The organism is Streptomyces sp. NPDC015346 (assembly GCF_043078785.1).
Lineage (GTDB): Bacteria > Actinomycetota > Actinomycetes > Streptomycetales > Streptomycetaceae > Streptomyces.
In genome coordinates, this window is record NZ_JBIBTW010000003.1 from 898,116 (window position 1) to 914,902 (window position 16,787).

12 protein-coding genes and 3 pseudogenes are annotated in these 16,787 nt (G+C 67.2%); 7 read left to right on the plus strand and 8 right to left on the minus strand.

The window, feature by feature from the left end:
* Window positions 1-45: 45 nt before the first annotated feature.
* Entirely contained in the window at window positions 46-1,296 is a 1,251-nt protein-coding gene (locus ACF06X_RS14910) for a DUF4253 domain-containing protein (RefSeq protein WP_392287652.1), read from the minus strand.
* A gap of 35 nt (window positions 1,297-1,331) precedes the next feature.
* Window positions 1,332-1,756, minus strand: a pseudogene (locus ACF06X_RS14915) (DUF4259 domain-containing protein).
* A gap of 331 nt (window positions 1,757-2,087) precedes the next feature.
* Here ACF06X_RS14915 and ACF06X_RS14920 point away from each other — a divergent pair.
* Window positions 2,088-2,351, plus strand: a pseudogene (locus tag ACF06X_RS14920) (DUF4265 domain-containing protein); the annotation flags it as partial.
* Here ACF06X_RS14920 and ACF06X_RS14925 read toward each other — a convergent pair.
* Entirely contained in the window at window positions 2,244-2,783 is a 540-nt protein-coding gene (locus tag ACF06X_RS14925; RefSeq protein ID WP_392287653.1) for a hypothetical protein, read from the minus strand. The pseudogene ACF06X_RS14920 and the gene ACF06X_RS14925 overlap by 108 nt on opposite strands.
* A gap of 392 nt (window positions 2,784-3,175) precedes the next feature.
* Window positions 3,176-4,903, minus strand: coding sequence for a PH domain-containing protein (locus ACF06X_RS14930; protein ID WP_392287654.1), 1,728 nt, complete (start codon window positions 4,901-4,903; stop codon window positions 3,176-3,178).
* 1,217 nt (window positions 4,904-6,120) lie between these two features.
* Between ACF06X_RS14930 and ACF06X_RS14935 the strand changes: the two are divergent.
* Window positions 6,121-6,661 (plus strand): annotated as a pseudogene (locus ACF06X_RS14935) (IS5 family transposase); the annotation flags it as partial.
* Between the two features lie 3 nt (window positions 6,662-6,664).
* On the opposite strand, the gene ACF06X_RS14940 reads toward ACF06X_RS14935, so the two are convergent.
* Window positions 6,665-6,862, minus strand: a complete 198-nt coding sequence (locus tag ACF06X_RS14940; RefSeq protein ID WP_392287655.1) for a hypothetical protein — start codon at window positions 6,860-6,862, stop codon at window positions 6,665-6,667.
* A 1,485-nt stretch (window positions 6,863-8,347) separates the two neighbouring features.
* Complete coding sequence (locus tag ACF06X_RS14945) at window positions 8,348-8,794, minus strand: PRC-barrel domain-containing protein (protein ID WP_392287656.1); 447 nt, start codon at window positions 8,792-8,794, stop codon at window positions 8,348-8,350.
* Window positions 8,795-9,693: 899 nt separating this feature from the next.
* Between ACF06X_RS14945 and ACF06X_RS14950 the strand changes: the two genes are divergently transcribed.
* The 4 genes from ACF06X_RS14950 (at window position 9,694) to ACF06X_RS14965 (ending at window position 15,002) form a co-directional block, all read left to right on the plus strand.
* The gene (locus tag ACF06X_RS14950; RefSeq protein ID WP_392287657.1) at window positions 9,694-10,143 is read left to right on the plus strand and encodes an SRPBCC family protein; all 450 of its coding nucleotides are present in this window, start codon (window positions 9,694-9,696) and stop codon (window positions 10,141-10,143) included.
* 897 nt (window positions 10,144-11,040) lie between these two features.
* The gene (locus tag ACF06X_RS14955; protein WP_392287658.1) at window positions 11,041-12,102 is read left to right on the plus strand and encodes a calcium-binding protein; all 1,062 of its coding nucleotides are present in this window, start codon (window positions 11,041-11,043) and stop codon (window positions 12,100-12,102) included.
* A gap of 1,531 nt (window positions 12,103-13,633) precedes the next feature.
* Window positions 13,634-14,365 (plus strand): hypothetical protein, encoded by a 732-nt coding sequence (locus tag ACF06X_RS14960; protein WP_392287659.1) that lies wholly within the window; start codon window positions 13,634-13,636, stop codon window positions 14,363-14,365.
* Between the two features lie 433 nt (window positions 14,366-14,798).
* On the plus strand, window positions 14,799-15,002 hold the full coding sequence (locus ACF06X_RS14965; RefSeq protein ID WP_392287660.1) for a cold-shock protein: 204 nt from the start codon (window positions 14,799-14,801) through the stop codon (window positions 15,000-15,002).
* A gap of 19 nt (window positions 15,003-15,021) precedes the next feature.
* Here the strand turns inward: ACF06X_RS14965 and ACF06X_RS14970 are convergent, their stop codons facing one another.
* The gene (locus ACF06X_RS14970; RefSeq protein ID WP_392287661.1) at window positions 15,022-15,291 is read right to left on the minus strand and encodes a hypothetical protein; all 270 of its coding nucleotides are present in this window, start codon (window positions 15,289-15,291) and stop codon (window positions 15,022-15,024) included.
* A 285-nt stretch (window positions 15,292-15,576) separates the two neighbouring features.
* Window positions 15,577-15,849, minus strand: a complete 273-nt coding sequence (locus tag ACF06X_RS14975; RefSeq protein WP_392287662.1) for a hypothetical protein — start codon at window positions 15,847-15,849, stop codon at window positions 15,577-15,579.
* Between the two features lie 229 nt (window positions 15,850-16,078).
* On the opposite strand from ACF06X_RS14975, the gene ACF06X_RS14980 reads away from it, so the two are divergent.
* Complete coding sequence (locus ACF06X_RS14980) at window positions 16,079-16,510, plus strand: hypothetical protein (RefSeq protein WP_392287663.1); 432 nt, start codon at window positions 16,079-16,081, stop codon at window positions 16,508-16,510.
* Window positions 16,511-16,787 lie beyond the last annotated feature (277 nt).

Here is a 16,787-nt window from a genome sequence, read left to right on the forward strand (position 1 = left end):
ACACCTGAAAGCCACTTCCTTGTCGAACGTCTTCTGGGGAGCGGATCAGTCCCACCAGAACTCCCAGTGGTGGGCATCGCTGATCCGCTCGGCGTATGCGGCCAGTGTGTACGGCCTGTTGCCCTGCCAGATGTTGTCCGGGCAGAAGGCGAAGTGCTCGGCCGCGACCAGGAGAGCCTCGTGCTCGTCCACTGGAGGCGAGGCGACGCTGAGGTGCAGCGTGGAGAAGCCGACCGCTACGACACGAGCACCGAACCGGTGCTCCCAACCTCGGACCACTGCGGAGAACTTCGCGGTGTCGTTGTCGTAGTTGCAGGGCTCGGACCAGCCCGCGGCCGTCAGCGCCTCGGCACCGGATGCTGCGGTGACCAGCCCGAGACGTGTCTGGGGGCGGTTGGCGAGGAACGCCTGCGCGTACTCGGCGGCCAGTTGATCGGGGTTCGTTGTCGTCTCCCGCCGGGACGCGAGGCCGGGCCAGGTCTGTCCGAAGGGCGCCGTAACGGCGAGGCGCCTGTCGGTGTCGAGCATGTCGTCGTCTTCGTCGACGGCTGTGTAGGTCGCCCACCACTGTGCGAGGAGGCCCGCAGCGGCGTGGCTTGTCGGGGAGGACATTTGCTCGGGGAAGACTTCCCCGGATCCCCACGGGCGGAATTCGCCGTCATTCGGATCCAGCGAGTCGAGCAGCAGCGGCCACAGGCCGGAGCGTGTGTGTTCGGCTTGCATCCGCGTCCACAGCTCGGCCGTGGCAGGACCATCACTGAGCCACAAGGGCTGTACATCTCCGTCGCCCTCATCAGACGTGACCATCCGACCGGGCGGAAGCATGCTTTCAAGGCCCAATCGGGTTTCAGGGTGGACGGGGCGGATGCTGGCGGTGTGACCGGGAGGTATCACTGAGAGGGTCCCACCCCTCGATCGCGAAACTGCTGGAAAGCGTGCCAGCCCGACGTCTGCCCCTGGAGTGATCAAATCCCCTTCGGCACAGTCGAGCGCCTTGCACCGCAGAGCCTTGGCAAGACGGAGGACTGGCATCAGCACATCGTCACCGGAGCCCCGGATGTGGAGCATGACGGAGTCCACCGGATCGTCTGAGCCGATGTTGAGTTCGATGGACCACGCGGGGCCGGAAAGTTCACCCCACGCCGGGTCCGAGAGGTCAACATCGGGAACGGCCTGGGTGACAGCCGCGAGCACGTCGTTGCGCCGGCCGAGCGGGGGCGAGGTGTAGTCGGCGGGGATCTCCTCCATCGAGGTGACATCGTCGGGCAGGTGGAGGAGAAGTACGTCCCAGCTCATGATGGCCTTCCGGTTCGAGTAGCGGTTGCGGTGGGTCAGAGCAGGCTGAGCTGGTCTCCGGGCGGCTTGGGCAGGAGCACGTTCTGCAGGCGGCGAACGTTCGCACGCCAGGGTCCGCCGTCCGATTCCGCCCATAGGTCCATCAGCTCGGACGGCTCGGTCGTGACCCGGTCGAGGGCGTGTAGGGCGAGTTCCGTAGACCGGTGAGGTCGGGAAGGGACTCTTCCGGCCCATAGACCGGATCGGCCGGCTCACCCCCAGGGCATTGCGCGGCAACGAGGCCAGCCCCAGCCACGGCTTGTTCAGACTCGGGTGCTTCCAGATAGCCCGCGGTGTCGATCGCACGGGTGAGAATGCTACGAATCAGGCCCGTGCGCTCGCCTGCGGCTGCCTCATCAAGTTCGCCGCAGAAGTCCGCTGCGGTGTCGTTGTCGAAGGGGCCGACGTCCCAAGTGCCCATGCTCTCTCCATCACGATATTGACCGGGGCATCCTGACAGAGGCCACTGACAGCACCTGCGCAGTCCAAGGGATGCTGAGGAGCTGGCTGACATCGCCGTCATCTGGCGCTGCTCCAGGACACGACGTTCACCTGCGCTACCGTCCGGATCCGGTGACGTCTTCCGTCCACACTCCCACGTCCGATCATGTGGATGGTGGCGGGGATGATGGCGCCGTGACGAACATCAGTGACGACCATGTGAAGGTCCACTTCCGGATGGACATTGACGAAGACGGCTGGCCGCCGGCAGCGTCGAGAGCCTGTGGGCCGTGGACCTCGGCGACGGCACTGTGCGGCTGGACAACACCCCGTGCTTCGTCCGTGGCGTCGCCAGCGACGACATCATCCGGGTTGAGATCGACGATGAGGGCATCCGCTGGGCTGGAGAGACAGTCCCAGCTTCGGAGAACTGCACGATCCGGCTGATCGTGCTCAAGGACGGCGGATCAGCCGCAGCCCGGCAGAGCGTCCTGGAGATCTTCCACAAGCTCGGCACGACAGGCGAAGGTATCGAGAGATTCCGGATGGTCGCACTGGATATCCCGCCAGGGGCGGACCTGCCGCGGATCCGAAAGCTCCTGGAACACGGTGCGACGGAGGGCTGGTGGCACTGGGAAGAAGGGTGGCATCGCTGCTTGGAAATCCACGGCCACGGACTGAGCGGCCGCGTGTGCAGCGGGAAGGCCGCCGAGGTCTTGGTGCGGCAGGCCCGAGACCTGATCGAAGAGTTCAACCGCGTGGTGCTGGGCGGCGCGAAGGACCTGTCGGCGCCCGCTCTGCCGGAGGCCACCCAGGCGCTGAAGTCGTTGGTCGACCGGCTCCCGCAGGCGTTCGAGCAGACTGCCGACGTCCTGGAGATGCTGGCCGCAGGCGACAAGACCACGATGGAGCAGGGCAGCGACCCGAAGGCCGAAGCGGCCACGACTGCCGCAGAACTCCGTACCGTTGCGGCGGACAGCGAGCAACTGGCCAAAAGCCTGTCCCACCCCGCCTCGGCCCTGTTCCTCGTGGGCGGCCGCAAGATGCCCAACCTGTCCTCGCCCGAAGAGATCGAAGCCACCCGCACGCCCGCCGGCGGTTGGAAGCGTGACCAGCTCGCCGCCTGGGGCGTGCCGTGGCCGCCGCCCAAGGGATGGAAGGACGAGCTGATCGGGCGCTGGGAGGCCGCGCGCCAGGACGGCGCACCGCCGCCGCCCCTGCCCCGTCCGGCCCCGGCCGACTTCGCACAGGAGACGCTCGACTTGGCTGACGAGACGACAGCGGGGCCGGACAGGATCACCCTGCCCGGCCCCGCCGTCGTTCCCGGCTGCTCACTGATTCAGGCGGCTGTTGGGGCCACCGCGTTCGCCGTCGACGGAGGATCAGGGCGTTCGCCCCGTCAGAGTGTGAAGTGGACTGCTGCCGCCCAGAGCAGGGAGGCGCCGGTGAGCACGGGACCCAGGGGCATGCCGTGTTGGGCGGAGGAGGACGGGCTGGTGGGGCGCAGGTTCGGGTGGTGGAGGAGGGGGTGGAGCGTGGCGGCGGTGCGGGCGGCGGTGGGTGGGCGGCCGAGGCGGCGTTCGAGCCACGGCCAGCCGACGGGGGACAGGCAGGCGTCGTTGTCGTTTGTGGTACGGATCCAGATGTTGCCGTGGTCGGCGTCGACGGCGGTGATCTCGTCCCAGGGAAGGTGCCGGACGCGCCAGGGACCCCTCAGCCATAGGCCGGCGCTGTCGGCGGTGATACGCCAGCTCAGGGCGGTGGCGGCCGAACTGATGAGCCCGACGAGGAGGAGGGCCGCGACCGCCCACTGCCAGGAGAGACTTTCGGAGAACATGCCCCAGATGGCGGCGGCCTGGAACGCGAGGACGGCGATCGCCATCACGCGTGAGGTCTGGTCGGCCGACTGGACCAGTGGCGACCCCTTGGTGGCGGGAAGCGCCCCCCACGCCGGTGCGGGGTGGATCGTGGCGATGGCGCACGCCGTGAGCGGTCCGCCCCCGGCGCGGGCGGCAACTAGGGTGAGCCTCGCACCGCCCGTGTGCGGGGTGCCGAACAGCACCGCTTCGCGCAGCGAACCCGGGTACTCGTCCCGCTCCTCGTCCGCCTCCTCTTCGTCCTCGTGCACTGCGTCGACGTACAGCACCGGCCTTGCGCCCGCCCGGTCGTCCGCCGCGTACACCCAGGTCCGGTGCTCATCGCGGTCCCCGCGGACCAGGACCCTCAGAACCGGCTGAGGACCGGAACGGGGGGCCGCCGCGCGGCTGGCGAGGAAGGCCAGGCCGGGCACCGCGGTGAGCAGGACGAGGAGTTCCCAACCGAACGTGTCGTACGGCTCGGTCGCCAGCCGCACCCAGCCGTCGTCCACCAGCACGTCCACACGTGCGCTGGCCTCGTACTGCTTGGGGAACAGCACGTCGAAGGTGTGGGTGCTGTCGTCCACGAAACGCACCTTCAAGGTGAGGTCGTCCTCGCTGGCCTTCACGACGACGGCGCTGGTCGTCTCCGCCCGTGCGGCCCGCTCGTCGTGGTCGAAGGCGACCCGCAGCCCCTGCCACACGGCGAAGACTGACACCGCGAGCAGCAGCGCAGCCGCCAGAACGGAGAAGAGCCGGTTCCGGGGAGCCGCGGTCAGCGGCGCGCGCGCCGAAGCAACCGCGCCCGCCGCGGCCAGGGCCAGCGAGCGCTGCTGCCGCACGGCGTTCACCCGGTGGATCAGGGTGGCCGTGGTGTAGAAGACGGCGAGCAGCAGGGCCGTGTTCGGCACGGACGGCTCCATGAGGGTGCCGTCCACGAACAGGGACACGATCGACGCGGTCAGGGTGAGCAGCGCGAGGCCGGGCCGCCGCCAGAGCCAGACCAACGTCAGCACCTGGACCACCGCCCCCGCTAGACCCGACCAGTCCGACGCACAGGGTGTGGCCGTGGAACACACCGGGTGCGGGGCGTCCGCGAGCGCCCAGACCGCCGTGGCCAGCAGGGGGAGGAAGGCCCACAGCGGGTCGGCCCAGGGCCGCGGCGCAGCCTCGCGCCAGCGTTCGGCATCCCCGGAGCGCCACGCGGCCGCGCCTGGCGGTATCGCGTCGGCAACCAGAGGAAGGGGGCCCGCAGAGGGAGAGTCGCTCACCCGCGCATTATGGGTGCAGTGGGAACTCGACGGCCCGGGAGGGTGGGCACAGCACCTCCCAGTGGTGAGGGATCGCTCGGAAGTGAGTGGACGGGACCCGGCCGGTCGATCATGGTCGTGAGGCGCCAGGCATGATGCCGTGGTGAGCATCCTTGAGTCTGGAACAGAACCAAAGGCCCCCACTCACCAGGCGGGTCAGGGCGCGATCGGCGGCGGTGCGGCGGACAGGAGGGGACGTCGGCGGGCGGCCACTGCGGCGCGCGGGCCAGTGTCTGACCAGTGTCGGCGCAGGCCCACGCCAGGTTCGTCACAGTGAAACGGGGATCTGGCTCAACTTCGGTAAACCCGTTGAGCGTTGCCGGGGGACGCCCCCAGCATTGGCCCATGACGCGAAGGAGACCCTGTGATCAGGCAAGGAGTACAGGTCACGGGCCGGTGCAGTGCCTGCGGAGGCACGACGATCTGCGAGTCGGCCAGTTCTTCGACCGTGGCACGCTCCGGTGGGGCACCGAAGGGCGATGTGTGGACTGCCCGCATGGGTGGTGCGAGGAAGGCAGCGGCCCGGTCACGCCCGAGAACATTCGCCAGGCCCTGCTCCAGGCGCATGGGCCGACGCGGCTTCGTCTGACTGGAGATGTGCCGAATCCCGTTTTCCTTTACCGGCTTTTCAAGACTATGTGCAACCACTCATCTGAGTGATTCCACCCTCTCTGGTGGCATCTACAGTGCGAGAGCAGGGCTCTTGGCACTCAGAACGAGGCAGTGAGGGCGCGTATGAGTCGTGATCAATAGAGGTCTCAGGTGAGGTTCTTGAGCCAGATCACCGAGGCACGCAGGTGGAGTCCGGCAAGGTAGGGCCGGGTGGGTGGTAGCTGGGGCGCCGGCGCAGCCCCACCGGCTGGCGCCCGGCCACCCTCCACACCGACGACTGCTTCGTGAAGCCCGCAGGCAAGACCGAGCAGCTCATCGTCGGCCAGGCACGCGCACTGTTGGCACGTCTCGATGTCGGCACCTGCCCCGGCTGCCGCGCCCCGGCTGCCGCGCCCCGGCTCCCGCCGGCTCGGGCACGCCGGAACTCCGGCAGCCATGACAGCGACCAGCCGTGGCCCGGGGGATCACGGGGATGTGTGCAGCCGGACAACGCGCAGCACGACCGTGTGGTCACGGTGGTCTTGCCCGCCTTTGGGCACTGTCCGGCGGATCATGTGACTGTCGGATCGGTGACTCGTTGTTCCCAGCATGGGGCGGGGTCGACGCCCCGGCACCACCGCCCTGACGAAGGGTTTGGACGGTCGCGGGGCGGTCTGACCCGCAACTTCATCTCGCCGGCGAACGCGGCTGCCGTCCGCTGGCGTTCCTGGTCACGCCGGGCCAGTGGGGCGACGCACCGCAGCTGCTCGAGGTCCTCGAACGTGTCCGCGCTCCCCGCCCGCAGGGCGGACGGCCACGCATCCGACCGGACCACCTCGGCGGTGACAAGGCATACAGCTCACGCCGCAACGCTACCTGCGAAGACGTCAGATCAAGCACACCATTCCCGAGCCGAGGGATCAGCGGGCAACCGCAGACGGCGCGGCAGCAAGGGCGGCCGGCCCACCGGCTTCGACAGCGAGATCTATAAACGCCGCAACGAGGTCGAGCGGACGATCAACCGGCTCAAGCACTCGCGGGCTGTCGCCACGCGCTACGACAAGAGGGCCCTACGTCTTCCACGGCACCGTCACCGTCGCTGCGGTCCGGCTTAGGCTCCGTTCCTGATTGTCACCCCTGGAAGACCTGCCACGTCGTGCCGGAATCCTCATCCCGGGTCGCGACGTGGCCCAGTTGCAGAGCCGGGACGCTGGCCAACGACGGATCGCGCTCCAGCAGGTGAGCCGCGTGAAGCAGCCGGGGGCGTCCGAACCAGCGTCGTTCGGCACCCGAGAACGCCTGCCAGTCTCCGTCCTCGTCGAGGTGCACACGCATGACTCGGCTGCCCGCGAAACACGCGCTTGGACCCGAACACGTGATCATCAGGGGAGAGGCCCCGCACGGGCCACAGCCTTCATGCACGCTGTGCGGCACCACTGCAGTCCCGTGCCTTGAAGGACCACGAGGTGACTGCCCGGGAGGGCTGAGGTCTCGGCCATGGCGGACAGCAGTCCGTCGGCCACTGCGGTGCCGTCCTTCTCGGAGAGCGGCTCGGCGCCCGATCCGTAGGGGAGGACCAGGTGGTGGTGAACCTCGTCGCCGCCTTTGACGACGAGCCTTTACATACTGGGACGACTGGCGTTCCCAGTTGACCTGCACGATCGTGTCCGTCCGGCACCGTCCGGCTGCCGGAGACGGTGCTCTGTGCCCGCACCCAAAAACCTCCTGCATCCCATGAGTCCTCGCCCTCCTGTCCTGCGGCTATGTCGACGCCTCGATTCTGCTGTTCGGGGATCACCGGGGGAGGGAAGTTCGCGGAACAGCAGCCGACCAGGGCGGCACACGGCACCTGGTGGCCTGGCCTGAGTCCATGGCAGGCAAACCGGCGGAAGTCACTAACCCGCTGTAGCAAGAGGTCCAAGTTGCGCACTTCCCGTGAAAGAGCGCGGAGTTTCCTGGGAACGGCAGTACGCCGGGTGTCGCCTGTAGGGCCGCATGGCTGGGGAGGGTTGCGACTGGGGTCGGATCGCGAATCGACTTGCGAGGGATGGCACGAACAGGGCGGAGGTCCGGAGGCAGAGACTGCCGCGATGTGCGTTCTAAGGGTGACTTTTGGCGCTTTTAGCGGCACTTGTTGGGATCATGGTCTGGCTGAATTCGACCCCTAGGAGTTCGCTCATGCGTCATTCCATCAGCGCGGCAGTGTTCGCTGCCGCTCTGGCCCTGTCTGTGCCGCTGGTTGCAGCGCCGACGGCGCAGGCTGCGGTCGGCGAGGTCTGTCTCTACACAGAGCCCGGGTACCGAGGCGCATCATGGTGCTACCGCCCGTCGGGTTATGCGGATGTACCGGGTTTCCTGCATGACAGGGCTCGGTCTTTCGAGTCCAACTCGGACGTGGTCGTCTATGCGATCGATCACTCCGGCGGCCACTGCTATCACCGACGCATCTGGCCCGGCGACCGGGACCCCGACTGGGCATGGGGCAGCAGGATTGATGGCGTCGCTACTGACCCTCAGGGCTGCGAGCCCAGCTGAGAGACATGTGGCCTTTGAGCCCCTAACGAAATGATCTTCAAGGTGGTTGGATCGCTTCGGGAGCGTTGATCGGGGCGCGGGGTGGCTCGGCCGAAGCCGTGAGAAGTCGAAGACGAGTTGTGGGCTGCTGCTGCCCAGGATTGAGCTTCGGATCCGGCATCCGGGACGGAAGCGGCACCTGACCGGTTGGTGTTTCAGGGCATCCTGGGCAGGCGCCTCATTCACGGGATTCAGGGGCTGGCTGAGGCCAGCCCCTGAACGCATCAATTGCCCGCGAGGTTACGCCGGCCGTCCAAGCCGCAGGCGAGAGCGGCTGCTTTCGTGGCCATCCGTGCCTTCGCGGATCGCCTGCGCTCGATCCATCTTCGCCCACCCGGCGCCGCCTTCGGCGTGCGTCTCCTGGCGGACGTCCCTGATTCCATAGTGGTCGAACAACCGCTGCTCCTCGGCCACGGACAACACGCCGTTAGGGTCCACACCAGCGCAAGGTGCGCTCTTGATGAGGGACTCGGGGTAGGGCACGGTCAGATGGCCGTCCCCCAATTCGGCTTGGCGCAGTGGGACGAACGCCCCTCCCGGTCCCGCGACCTGGTCGGTGATTCGCACCCAGTCCGGCCTCCCTGTGGTGTCGTCCACGAGGAAGTAATCCAGCAAGCCCACTGGCTGCCCTTGTACGGTTTCGACCGTGCATCCGCCCACGTCCGCAAGCTGCTGCTCGGTGATCACTGTCACTCCTTGCCTGCCCTGCCGCGCACCCTGTCGTCCGGCGACTACCCAGATACATCCGAGAGAAAAGCTCGAGGAGCCTTATGAAGGCAGACGGCGGAGGGGAAGTTGTGGGCCTCAGCCGCCTTCCGGGATCACGGGTCCCTACCGTGGTGCTCCGCCCGCCTGGAGTCGATCTACGCCGCACCCGCCTGCCTCTTGGAGCTGACGTCTTGCTCTAACCGGCCTGAGGTGGAGTAGACGCGTCGCATACGCCGCTACCGTGACCCAGTCTCTGACCGCGCGGCGAGGGCACTGCCCACTGCCTTCCGCGCCGCCCCCACAAGAAGGCGAGGGTGTCGCCGAAGGCACGCTTTCTGCCTCCCAATCAATCCCGCAGAGCCGGAAACGGCCCGGGCACCCCCACGACCTCGAACTCCCACACCGCACGGTGGCTCCCGTACTACCCAGTCGGCTGACGTACTCCATCGCCTTCGCCCCCGCTCATGGCTTCCCACTGGCCGACGAATCGTCGCACAGACTCACCAAATGAGATGACGTCTTAGAGCGCCCCATGGCGATGCCCATCAATATCGGACGGTATGAACGCGCCGCCACCTGTCCCTACCTGGTGCAAGCACTGCGGTATCCCGATGACCACGACGACGTCGCGCTCCGGCCGGAATCTGCGGGCTCTGGACCGGGCAGCGCATGAAGAATGTGCTTGATCGGGGACGAGCTGCAGCCCCAGGCAGCGTCGAGCGAAGGCGGTGGCTATGGGGCGGAAACCCTCGAACTGGTTAGCGCTCATTCTTGGGAGTCATGGTTCACGGATCTGGGGGCAGCGGGATCTGTACGGGCACTCGTGAACCGCGCCGTGGAGTCCCCACTGGTGTGGCCCTAGGAAGAGAGGTCGTTTCATGTCGCAGGTCGAAGAGTCCATTGAGGTCGACGTCCCCGTCCGCACGGCATACAACCAGTGGACGCAGTTCGAGACATTCCCGCACTTCATGGAAGGCGTCGAGAAGATCACGCAGGTCAACGACACTCTGACGCGCTGGAAGACCAAGGTTGCCGGCACGGAGCGCGAGTTCGACGCGGAGATCACTGAGCAGATCCCCGACGAGCGAGTCGCCTGGACCACCGTCGGTGGGGAGGCGCGCCAGGCCGGCGTGGTCACCTTCCACCGCCTGCACGACACCCGGACGAAGGTGATGCTTCAGATGGACTTTGACCCGCACGGATTCGCCGAAAGCATCGGTGACGGGCTCGGCTTCGTCAAGCGTCAAGTCGCCGGCGACCTCAAGCGGTTCAAGGAGTACATCGAATCCCGGGGCACGGAGACCGGTTCCTGGCGCGGCGAAGTGTGACAGCGTCGCGCAGCTAGCGCTTCCCCGGTACGACATCCCGTTGGTCCGGTGCACGGGAGTGGGCTACGTGCTGCAGCACCAGGAGGAAGCTTTGGCGGAGGGGCCCGCCCAGCCATCGACTGCTGACCGACACTGTCTGCCGCGGAAGGGCGGTGGCCCGGAACAGGCCACCGCCCTTCCGGCATATCCGGCCGGAGACAACCAGGCACGACTGTTGGCTTCGTATCACGGCAGATCAGGTGTGGGATGAAGAGAAACGGCACGGAACGCGTAAGCGAGACGGCCCCCTTAGCGCACAGGCTGGAGGCACAAGCCAACTTTGATCGATCCGCGACAGGCCGGGTCTGCCCGCGAGGACGCCAAGCTGGGGACGGCCCAGCCATGACGGCACGGCAGCGGGGCTACGGCACCGGCCAACGCTACATCCACACGACCGAGCGGCACTCATCCCAGAGGGAAACGAAACGGGTGAGCGCCGTCGTACGTCACGAGCCCCAGGAGTAACCATGACAGCCCTGGAGCTGGGCTCGGGGGCGTACCGTTCAACGACGATGCAACCCCGCCATCACGTGAGGGCCGGCGGCACCTCCAGCGCTCCGGCAGCCTTCCGTGCGAGCTCCGCGTCGTCGCGCACGAGCTCAGCACTATCGCACGCGAACGACGCGGTCGGGGGATCTTCCGCGGGCCGGGTGTCATGGCGTCGGATCGCGTTCCGCACTGTCGCCGACGAGACCCGCGGGCCCGAAGTCACCCACGCGTACAGGTTTGCCTCCTTGTGGTCGTAAATACACAATAAGTGAGTATCTCCGGACAGCCTCGGGAAACGCCAAGGTGTTCCACCCGGCCGCCTTCACAGCACCGACTGGACGCCGGCACCAAGACAACCGGAGATTCCGCATGACCATGCACCGCCTCCCTCACCCGCCGCGGGTGGGCAGACTTCCCCGTCCGGCCTACCGCGGGCTTCTCACGACCGGTCTCGCCACAGCAGCTCTGCTCGCGCTGGGGCTCCCTGCGGCCAGTGCGGAACAGGCCAAGGCAACCTGCTTCGGCCGCCCGGCGACCATCACCGGTTCGGGATCGATCAACGGGACACCGGGAGACGACGTCATCGTCGGCTCCTCGGGCGCGGACACCGTCGACGGCGGAGGCGGCAATGACCGCATCTGCACACGTGGGGGAGACGACTTGGTCATCGGGGGCCGTGGCAACGACAAGCTGGCCGCCGGTGCCGGTGATGACCAAGTCCGTGGGGACCGCTTCAGCGAAAGCGGGGACGTGGTCGGCGGAGGAGATGACCTGTTGATTCTGGGGCCGGGCGACGACATTGCCAGTGGCGACAGCGCCGCCCTCGACGGCAACGCCTCCGGGGGTGGCCGCGACCGGATCGACTGTGGGCCCGGCGACGACCGCGTGACGGGAGACAGCATCGCGTTCACCGGCAACGCCACCGGTGCCGGCGATGACTCCATCCATGGAGGCCCAGGGCTCGACTCGATGGTCGGCGACAGCAACGCCGCCCTCGACGCGAGCGGGACCGGCGGCGATGACCTCTTGGACTTCGGCGCGGACGGCGGCGTCTTCGCCATCGGAGACCACGCCTCCGGACCGGGCGAGACGGCAACCGGTGCGGGCGACGACCGGATCATCGGTGGAACAGCGGGCGAGCTCCTCATCGGTGACAGTGCCTCTGACAATGTGACGGAGGCCGGCGACGACGTGATCCGGGGCCGGGGCGGGGACAACACGCTCTTCGGCGACAACGTCAACTTCGACACCGACAGGACGGTGGGGACCGTAGGCGGCAAGGACCTCCTCTACGGCGGGTCCGGGAACGACACACTCCGGGCAGGTCCGTCGAACGACCGACTCGACGGAGGACGGAATACCGATCTCTGCGACGGCGAAGCAGGCAGCGACATCGCCGTAAGGTGTGAGACCGTCGTCGGTATCCCGTAAGCGCATGGTTTCTGATGGCTGGCTTCGTCCCCGGTCGGCCGGTGATCGTGGTGTCGGCAACCGACCCATATCTGAGGAACGACGGTGTCCTCGTCCGCAGCGGTGATGTCCAGGACGACCAGGCCGGGACGGCGATGTGCTGCTCATCGATCTCCATATCGCCACCGCCGGTCCCGCCGGCCGACCGGTTCGCCGGCCGGTGGAGAAGTATCCGTACGAGGGAGCTGGGTCACCGGCTTGCCGGGTGCCCGGTCGCGCGGATCGGGTTCGGGCCGTAGACAGGGAGGAGCAGCTGCGTCCGCTGACGGGACCGGGCGGGCTGCGACCCACAGTCGGGGAGCCGTGCCCACCCCCGAGCGGTACGGCTCCCTGTCGGGATCGAGGACCTAGTGCTACGTCCCCCGGTGGAGCCGATGCTCGCCCAGGGGTGGAAGACCCTTCCCGGCCCCGGCGTTCTGCCCGGCGGGTTCGCGTTCGAGGCCAAGGTCGACGGCTCCAGGTGCCTGCTGTTCACCCCGGCCGGACAGGGCGCGCCGGTGCTCCTGCAGTCGCGACGCGGCAGCCTGATCCAGGCTTATTTCCCAACCTCGTCAGTGCGGCGGCGCAGCTGCCGCGCGGCCTGGTCCTGGACGGCGAGGTCGTCGTCTGGTCGCAGGGGCGGCTGTCCTTCGAGGCACTGCGACGTCGCGCTTCCGTCGGCGGCCGCACAGTGGAGCAGCTCGCCGACACGCTGCCCGCCCACTTCATCGCCTTCGACGTCGACAACCGACGTCACCGTCGCTCAGGAGTGGCTGGAGTCCTGGACCGAGGTCCAAGGCGTGGAGGGCCTGGTGATCAAGGGCGGTTACAGCGCTATCTCTCCTCGGCCAGGGGTTGGTGTGTTAACTGCATCTCCTCTGACTCCTTGGACAGGGCGATCCCGGGCCTCAAGGAGAGGTGTGCAGGACCTCGATCGCGACTTCACCTGGAGTTCTGGACGGAAGTGGTCCTGCCGGCTAACGGCCGTAGCTCACCTCACGTGGCGTCAGTCTGAGCAGTACACGTTGGCCACGAGGGGCTGCGGGGAGTCGCTGTGGTTGTAACTCGAAATCACCCAACTCTCCTGAAGGCCAGTTCGAGCGGTGAGCCAGAACCGAGTGCCCGGGCTGGGTCCTGTCGTATCTACGCGTCGGCGGCCGCCCCGTTGGTGGACAGCTTCCACGCCGGCGACTGCCGCATGGTCGGCCCCCACCAAGCCGATCAGCCGCGATGAATCCGCCACGCCCTCACGGTCGGCGGGGCACGAGCGTGCGAAATGTGCCGTCCCGAATCCGACCTCTGCATCCTTGAGTGAGGTTCCTCAGACCTAGGGAGTCCGATAGGGCAGGCAGCCGTGGTCCGCGCGTGTTGCGCTCATTGCTGGGGTGGTTCGGGTAATTATCGTGGTGTGCCGGTCGGAGCTGAACACGTGAGAGCCCTCACCAACGCCTATAGGAAGGCGTTGGATGAAGGGGACGCTCACCTCCCCCGCAAGGGCTCGAGGAAGATTCTCTTGGCTGTGGTTGCGACATCGGCGGCAGATGCCGAATGGTGGATCGGTTCCCGCGTACCCGACGGTGGGCGGTTGAAAGGCGAACTGGAAGAACTGGTCACGGACCTCCAGAAGCGAGACACTGTCGGAAAAAGCCTGCAGGCCGCGCGTCAATGGGCATCCGATCAGATACTGGCCTTTGCTGGATCAGCTATCAGCGGGACCTGGCCGGCCTGGGCAACCGCCGCCGCCGCAGGTGCCGCGGCAGGTCTCACCGGTGCCGCCGCAGCAGGCGAGCAAACCGGAGAAGTTGTCCTTCCCTTCCTGCTGGCCCTTCTTCTCACCTCTGGAGCTTTGGCGATCTACACGATCCGGTTCTCCGGCCTCCTCATCAGCAAGGCATCACAGGCCGGCACGGAGGCGTTGGACCACCTGACCGAGAAAGCAGGAGGAATCGGAAAGGGACCGGAAGCACTTTTCGAAAGCTATGTTCGGCCTGCGTTGACGGAACTGTTCACCCAGCATGGACGAGCGGACGAGCGCCTTTCCGGTCCTGCCCCCGTAGTTGGAACGCTCCGCAGCCTGGCCGGATGGAGCATCGGTCTGGCGTGCGTAGCGCTCGTCATCAGCCTGCTCTTCTTCCTGGTAGGGATCGGGGATGCATGGGAGACCGTCACCTGTAACCCCGATCCCGCATCGAAGGTGTGGTGGCTGTGCCCGACCGGAGATCCCCGCAGGTTCGAGTGGCCGTAACCGACTCTGAAGACCTCCTGTATGTGCCCGGCCCACCATGAGCGGCCGGACAACCCTTAGTTCGAGGGAAGCCGTCGGCCAGGTCGGCAGCGAGCTGCCCGGCTGCCCTGTCCTGGGGCGTCGGGGTCGAGGGTCTCCAGCAGGCTCATGAAGCCGACCGCATCCCAGGCCTCCGCAGCAGTGATCAGCGGCAGGCGGAGATCGGTCGGGTAGCCGCCGGTCACCGGCTCAACAGTCTCGACGTAGGGATCAAAAAACCCGCCACAGAGCAACACCCTCCGAGAACGAGTCTCAGAGGCACAAGCGGCGCCTGTGTAGCCCGGCTACGGTAAAGCGCCGCGTTTCTCCCTCTCTCCGCCCGGGCGGCCCGCGATGATTGAGCCTGCGGCCGTGCGGCACGGTGCTGCGCCGCCCTTGGATGAGGAGATTCGACATGACCACCGGCACGGTGAAGTGGTTCAACGCGGAAAAGGGTTTCGGCTTCATCGAGCAGGACGGCGGCGGGCCCGACGTGTTCGTCCACTACTCCGCCATCGCCGCCACCGGGTACCGCGAGCTTAGCGAGGGGCAGAAGGTCCGCTTTGACGTCACGCCGGGGGAGAAGGGGCCGCAGGCCGAGAACGTCACACCGGCCTGAACACCGCCTCCCCAGCCGGTCAGCGGGCCCTTACCGCGTGGGTGAGGGGTTCGAGGTCTCCGTGCAGAGCGGCGTGCAGCGCGGCTGCCAGGTCACGGGCCCGCTGCTCGCTGTCGATATCGTGCAGGACGAAGCAGACAGGCCTGGCGGAGGAGTCGGGACGGATCTCGCGGGAGCGGATGAGGCGGATGACCGCGCCGCGGATGGCGTCGTACACCTCGTCGTCGACGGCGTGGTCCGGCCGGCGGTAAGCGCGTCGGCCTTCGCCGTCCAGCGCGGGCCCTGGCACTCGACGGCGACGAACACCGCTTGCTGCTGCTTGGCCTGCCGGTAGGCGGCGGTGAAGGCGTCCGCGCCGGTCGCGTCCGGGACCAGGTCGCCGGGGCAGGGGTCGGCAGCGGCTCCATGACAACCATGCTCCCGGCCGGCGGCAGGCGCTGGGCGTCGACCCGGAGGGTGTCCTTCTCGGGGTGGGAGGCGTTGAGGTCGGTGACGCGTGCACCGGTACGGACGCCCCACGTCGGACCGGTGCAGTTCGCGACCCCCGATTCCGCGCTCTGGCGTCGGGGCCGCGTCAGCCCAGGTCCTCGGCGCGCAGAGCGGCGAAGTCGGCGTGCGCCGCCTCGACAGCCTCGGGGTACGCCTCGCGCTTGGCGCGCGCGGCGAGCGCCCGGTAGATGCTGGCGACGGACGGGCTCTGGCCCCTTGCGCTTGCAGGTGGGGATGACAGATCGGCATCCACACCGGCCACCTGCTCCGCACCATGGTGAGTCTGCGCAACCTCGCCATCGGATTCCACCGCCTGGACGGCCACAGCAACATCGCCACCGCTCTCCACCACTGCCACCGACCCCTGATCGCAGGGGTGAGAAGTGCGGCAACAGAGATGCGCGGGGATTGACTGAAAAGCGCGACACTCATTGGACGACCTGCCCTCTACGATTCACGTGTTCTGTGGCGACGGTTGGGTTCTTGCGTGCCCAGCCTTCGTGTGCGTTTCGAGAAACGACAACAGAAGGGTTCAAACCGTGCGCAGTTTAGGTCGACGCTTAGGCGTTCTAGCTGCTGGGGCGCTGATGGCGGTGGCGGCTACTTCCACCGCTACACAGGCCGCCCCGAAGAGCGAAGACGTAAGCATCCAGGCGTCGTCGACACCCGGCGCGGTATACCAGACTTCCGACGGGTTGTGTCACTTCAGGAACTGGGGCGGAAACTGGTTCTGCAAAGGTACAGGCATTGACCTGGTCTATTGGAACAAGCCGGATGGCCACCCTCAAGTCTTCGTCATCGGAACTGACCACAGCGTGTGGAGCCGTTGGTCGACAGCTTCGTCGACCAGTAGCTGGCGCGACATGGGGGGCTGGTGCAATCCGGACTACGGCCTGCCCGCTCGCTCGAGCGGCTGGTCCATCACCGTGGCCTGCGTAGGTAGCGACAACAACTGGTGGCACAACACCCGAGCCACCAGTGGTTCATGGTCGGGCTGGAAGCCGGGCAAGGGCTTCTGAAGCCCGCTCGACTGAAAGCGCCAGCAGGGAAACCATGGTGGCCGCGGTAGCAGCCTGGCCCTCGCATCGGTAGCGCAAGGGCCAGTAGTCCCGTAGTCAGCCTCCTACCGCCTCGCCAGTACCCGAGCACGAGCTGAGCAGCCTGCCAAGGCCGGCTGACCGCCGCCTCCGTTCCTCGGCGGCTAGTAGTGCTTCGTTAGGTTCTCAGCCTGATTCTGTTGCGGGGCAGGCGTCGGCCGCAGGTGGTGCAGGTGCCGGTCCAGCACTGCAGCAGGTC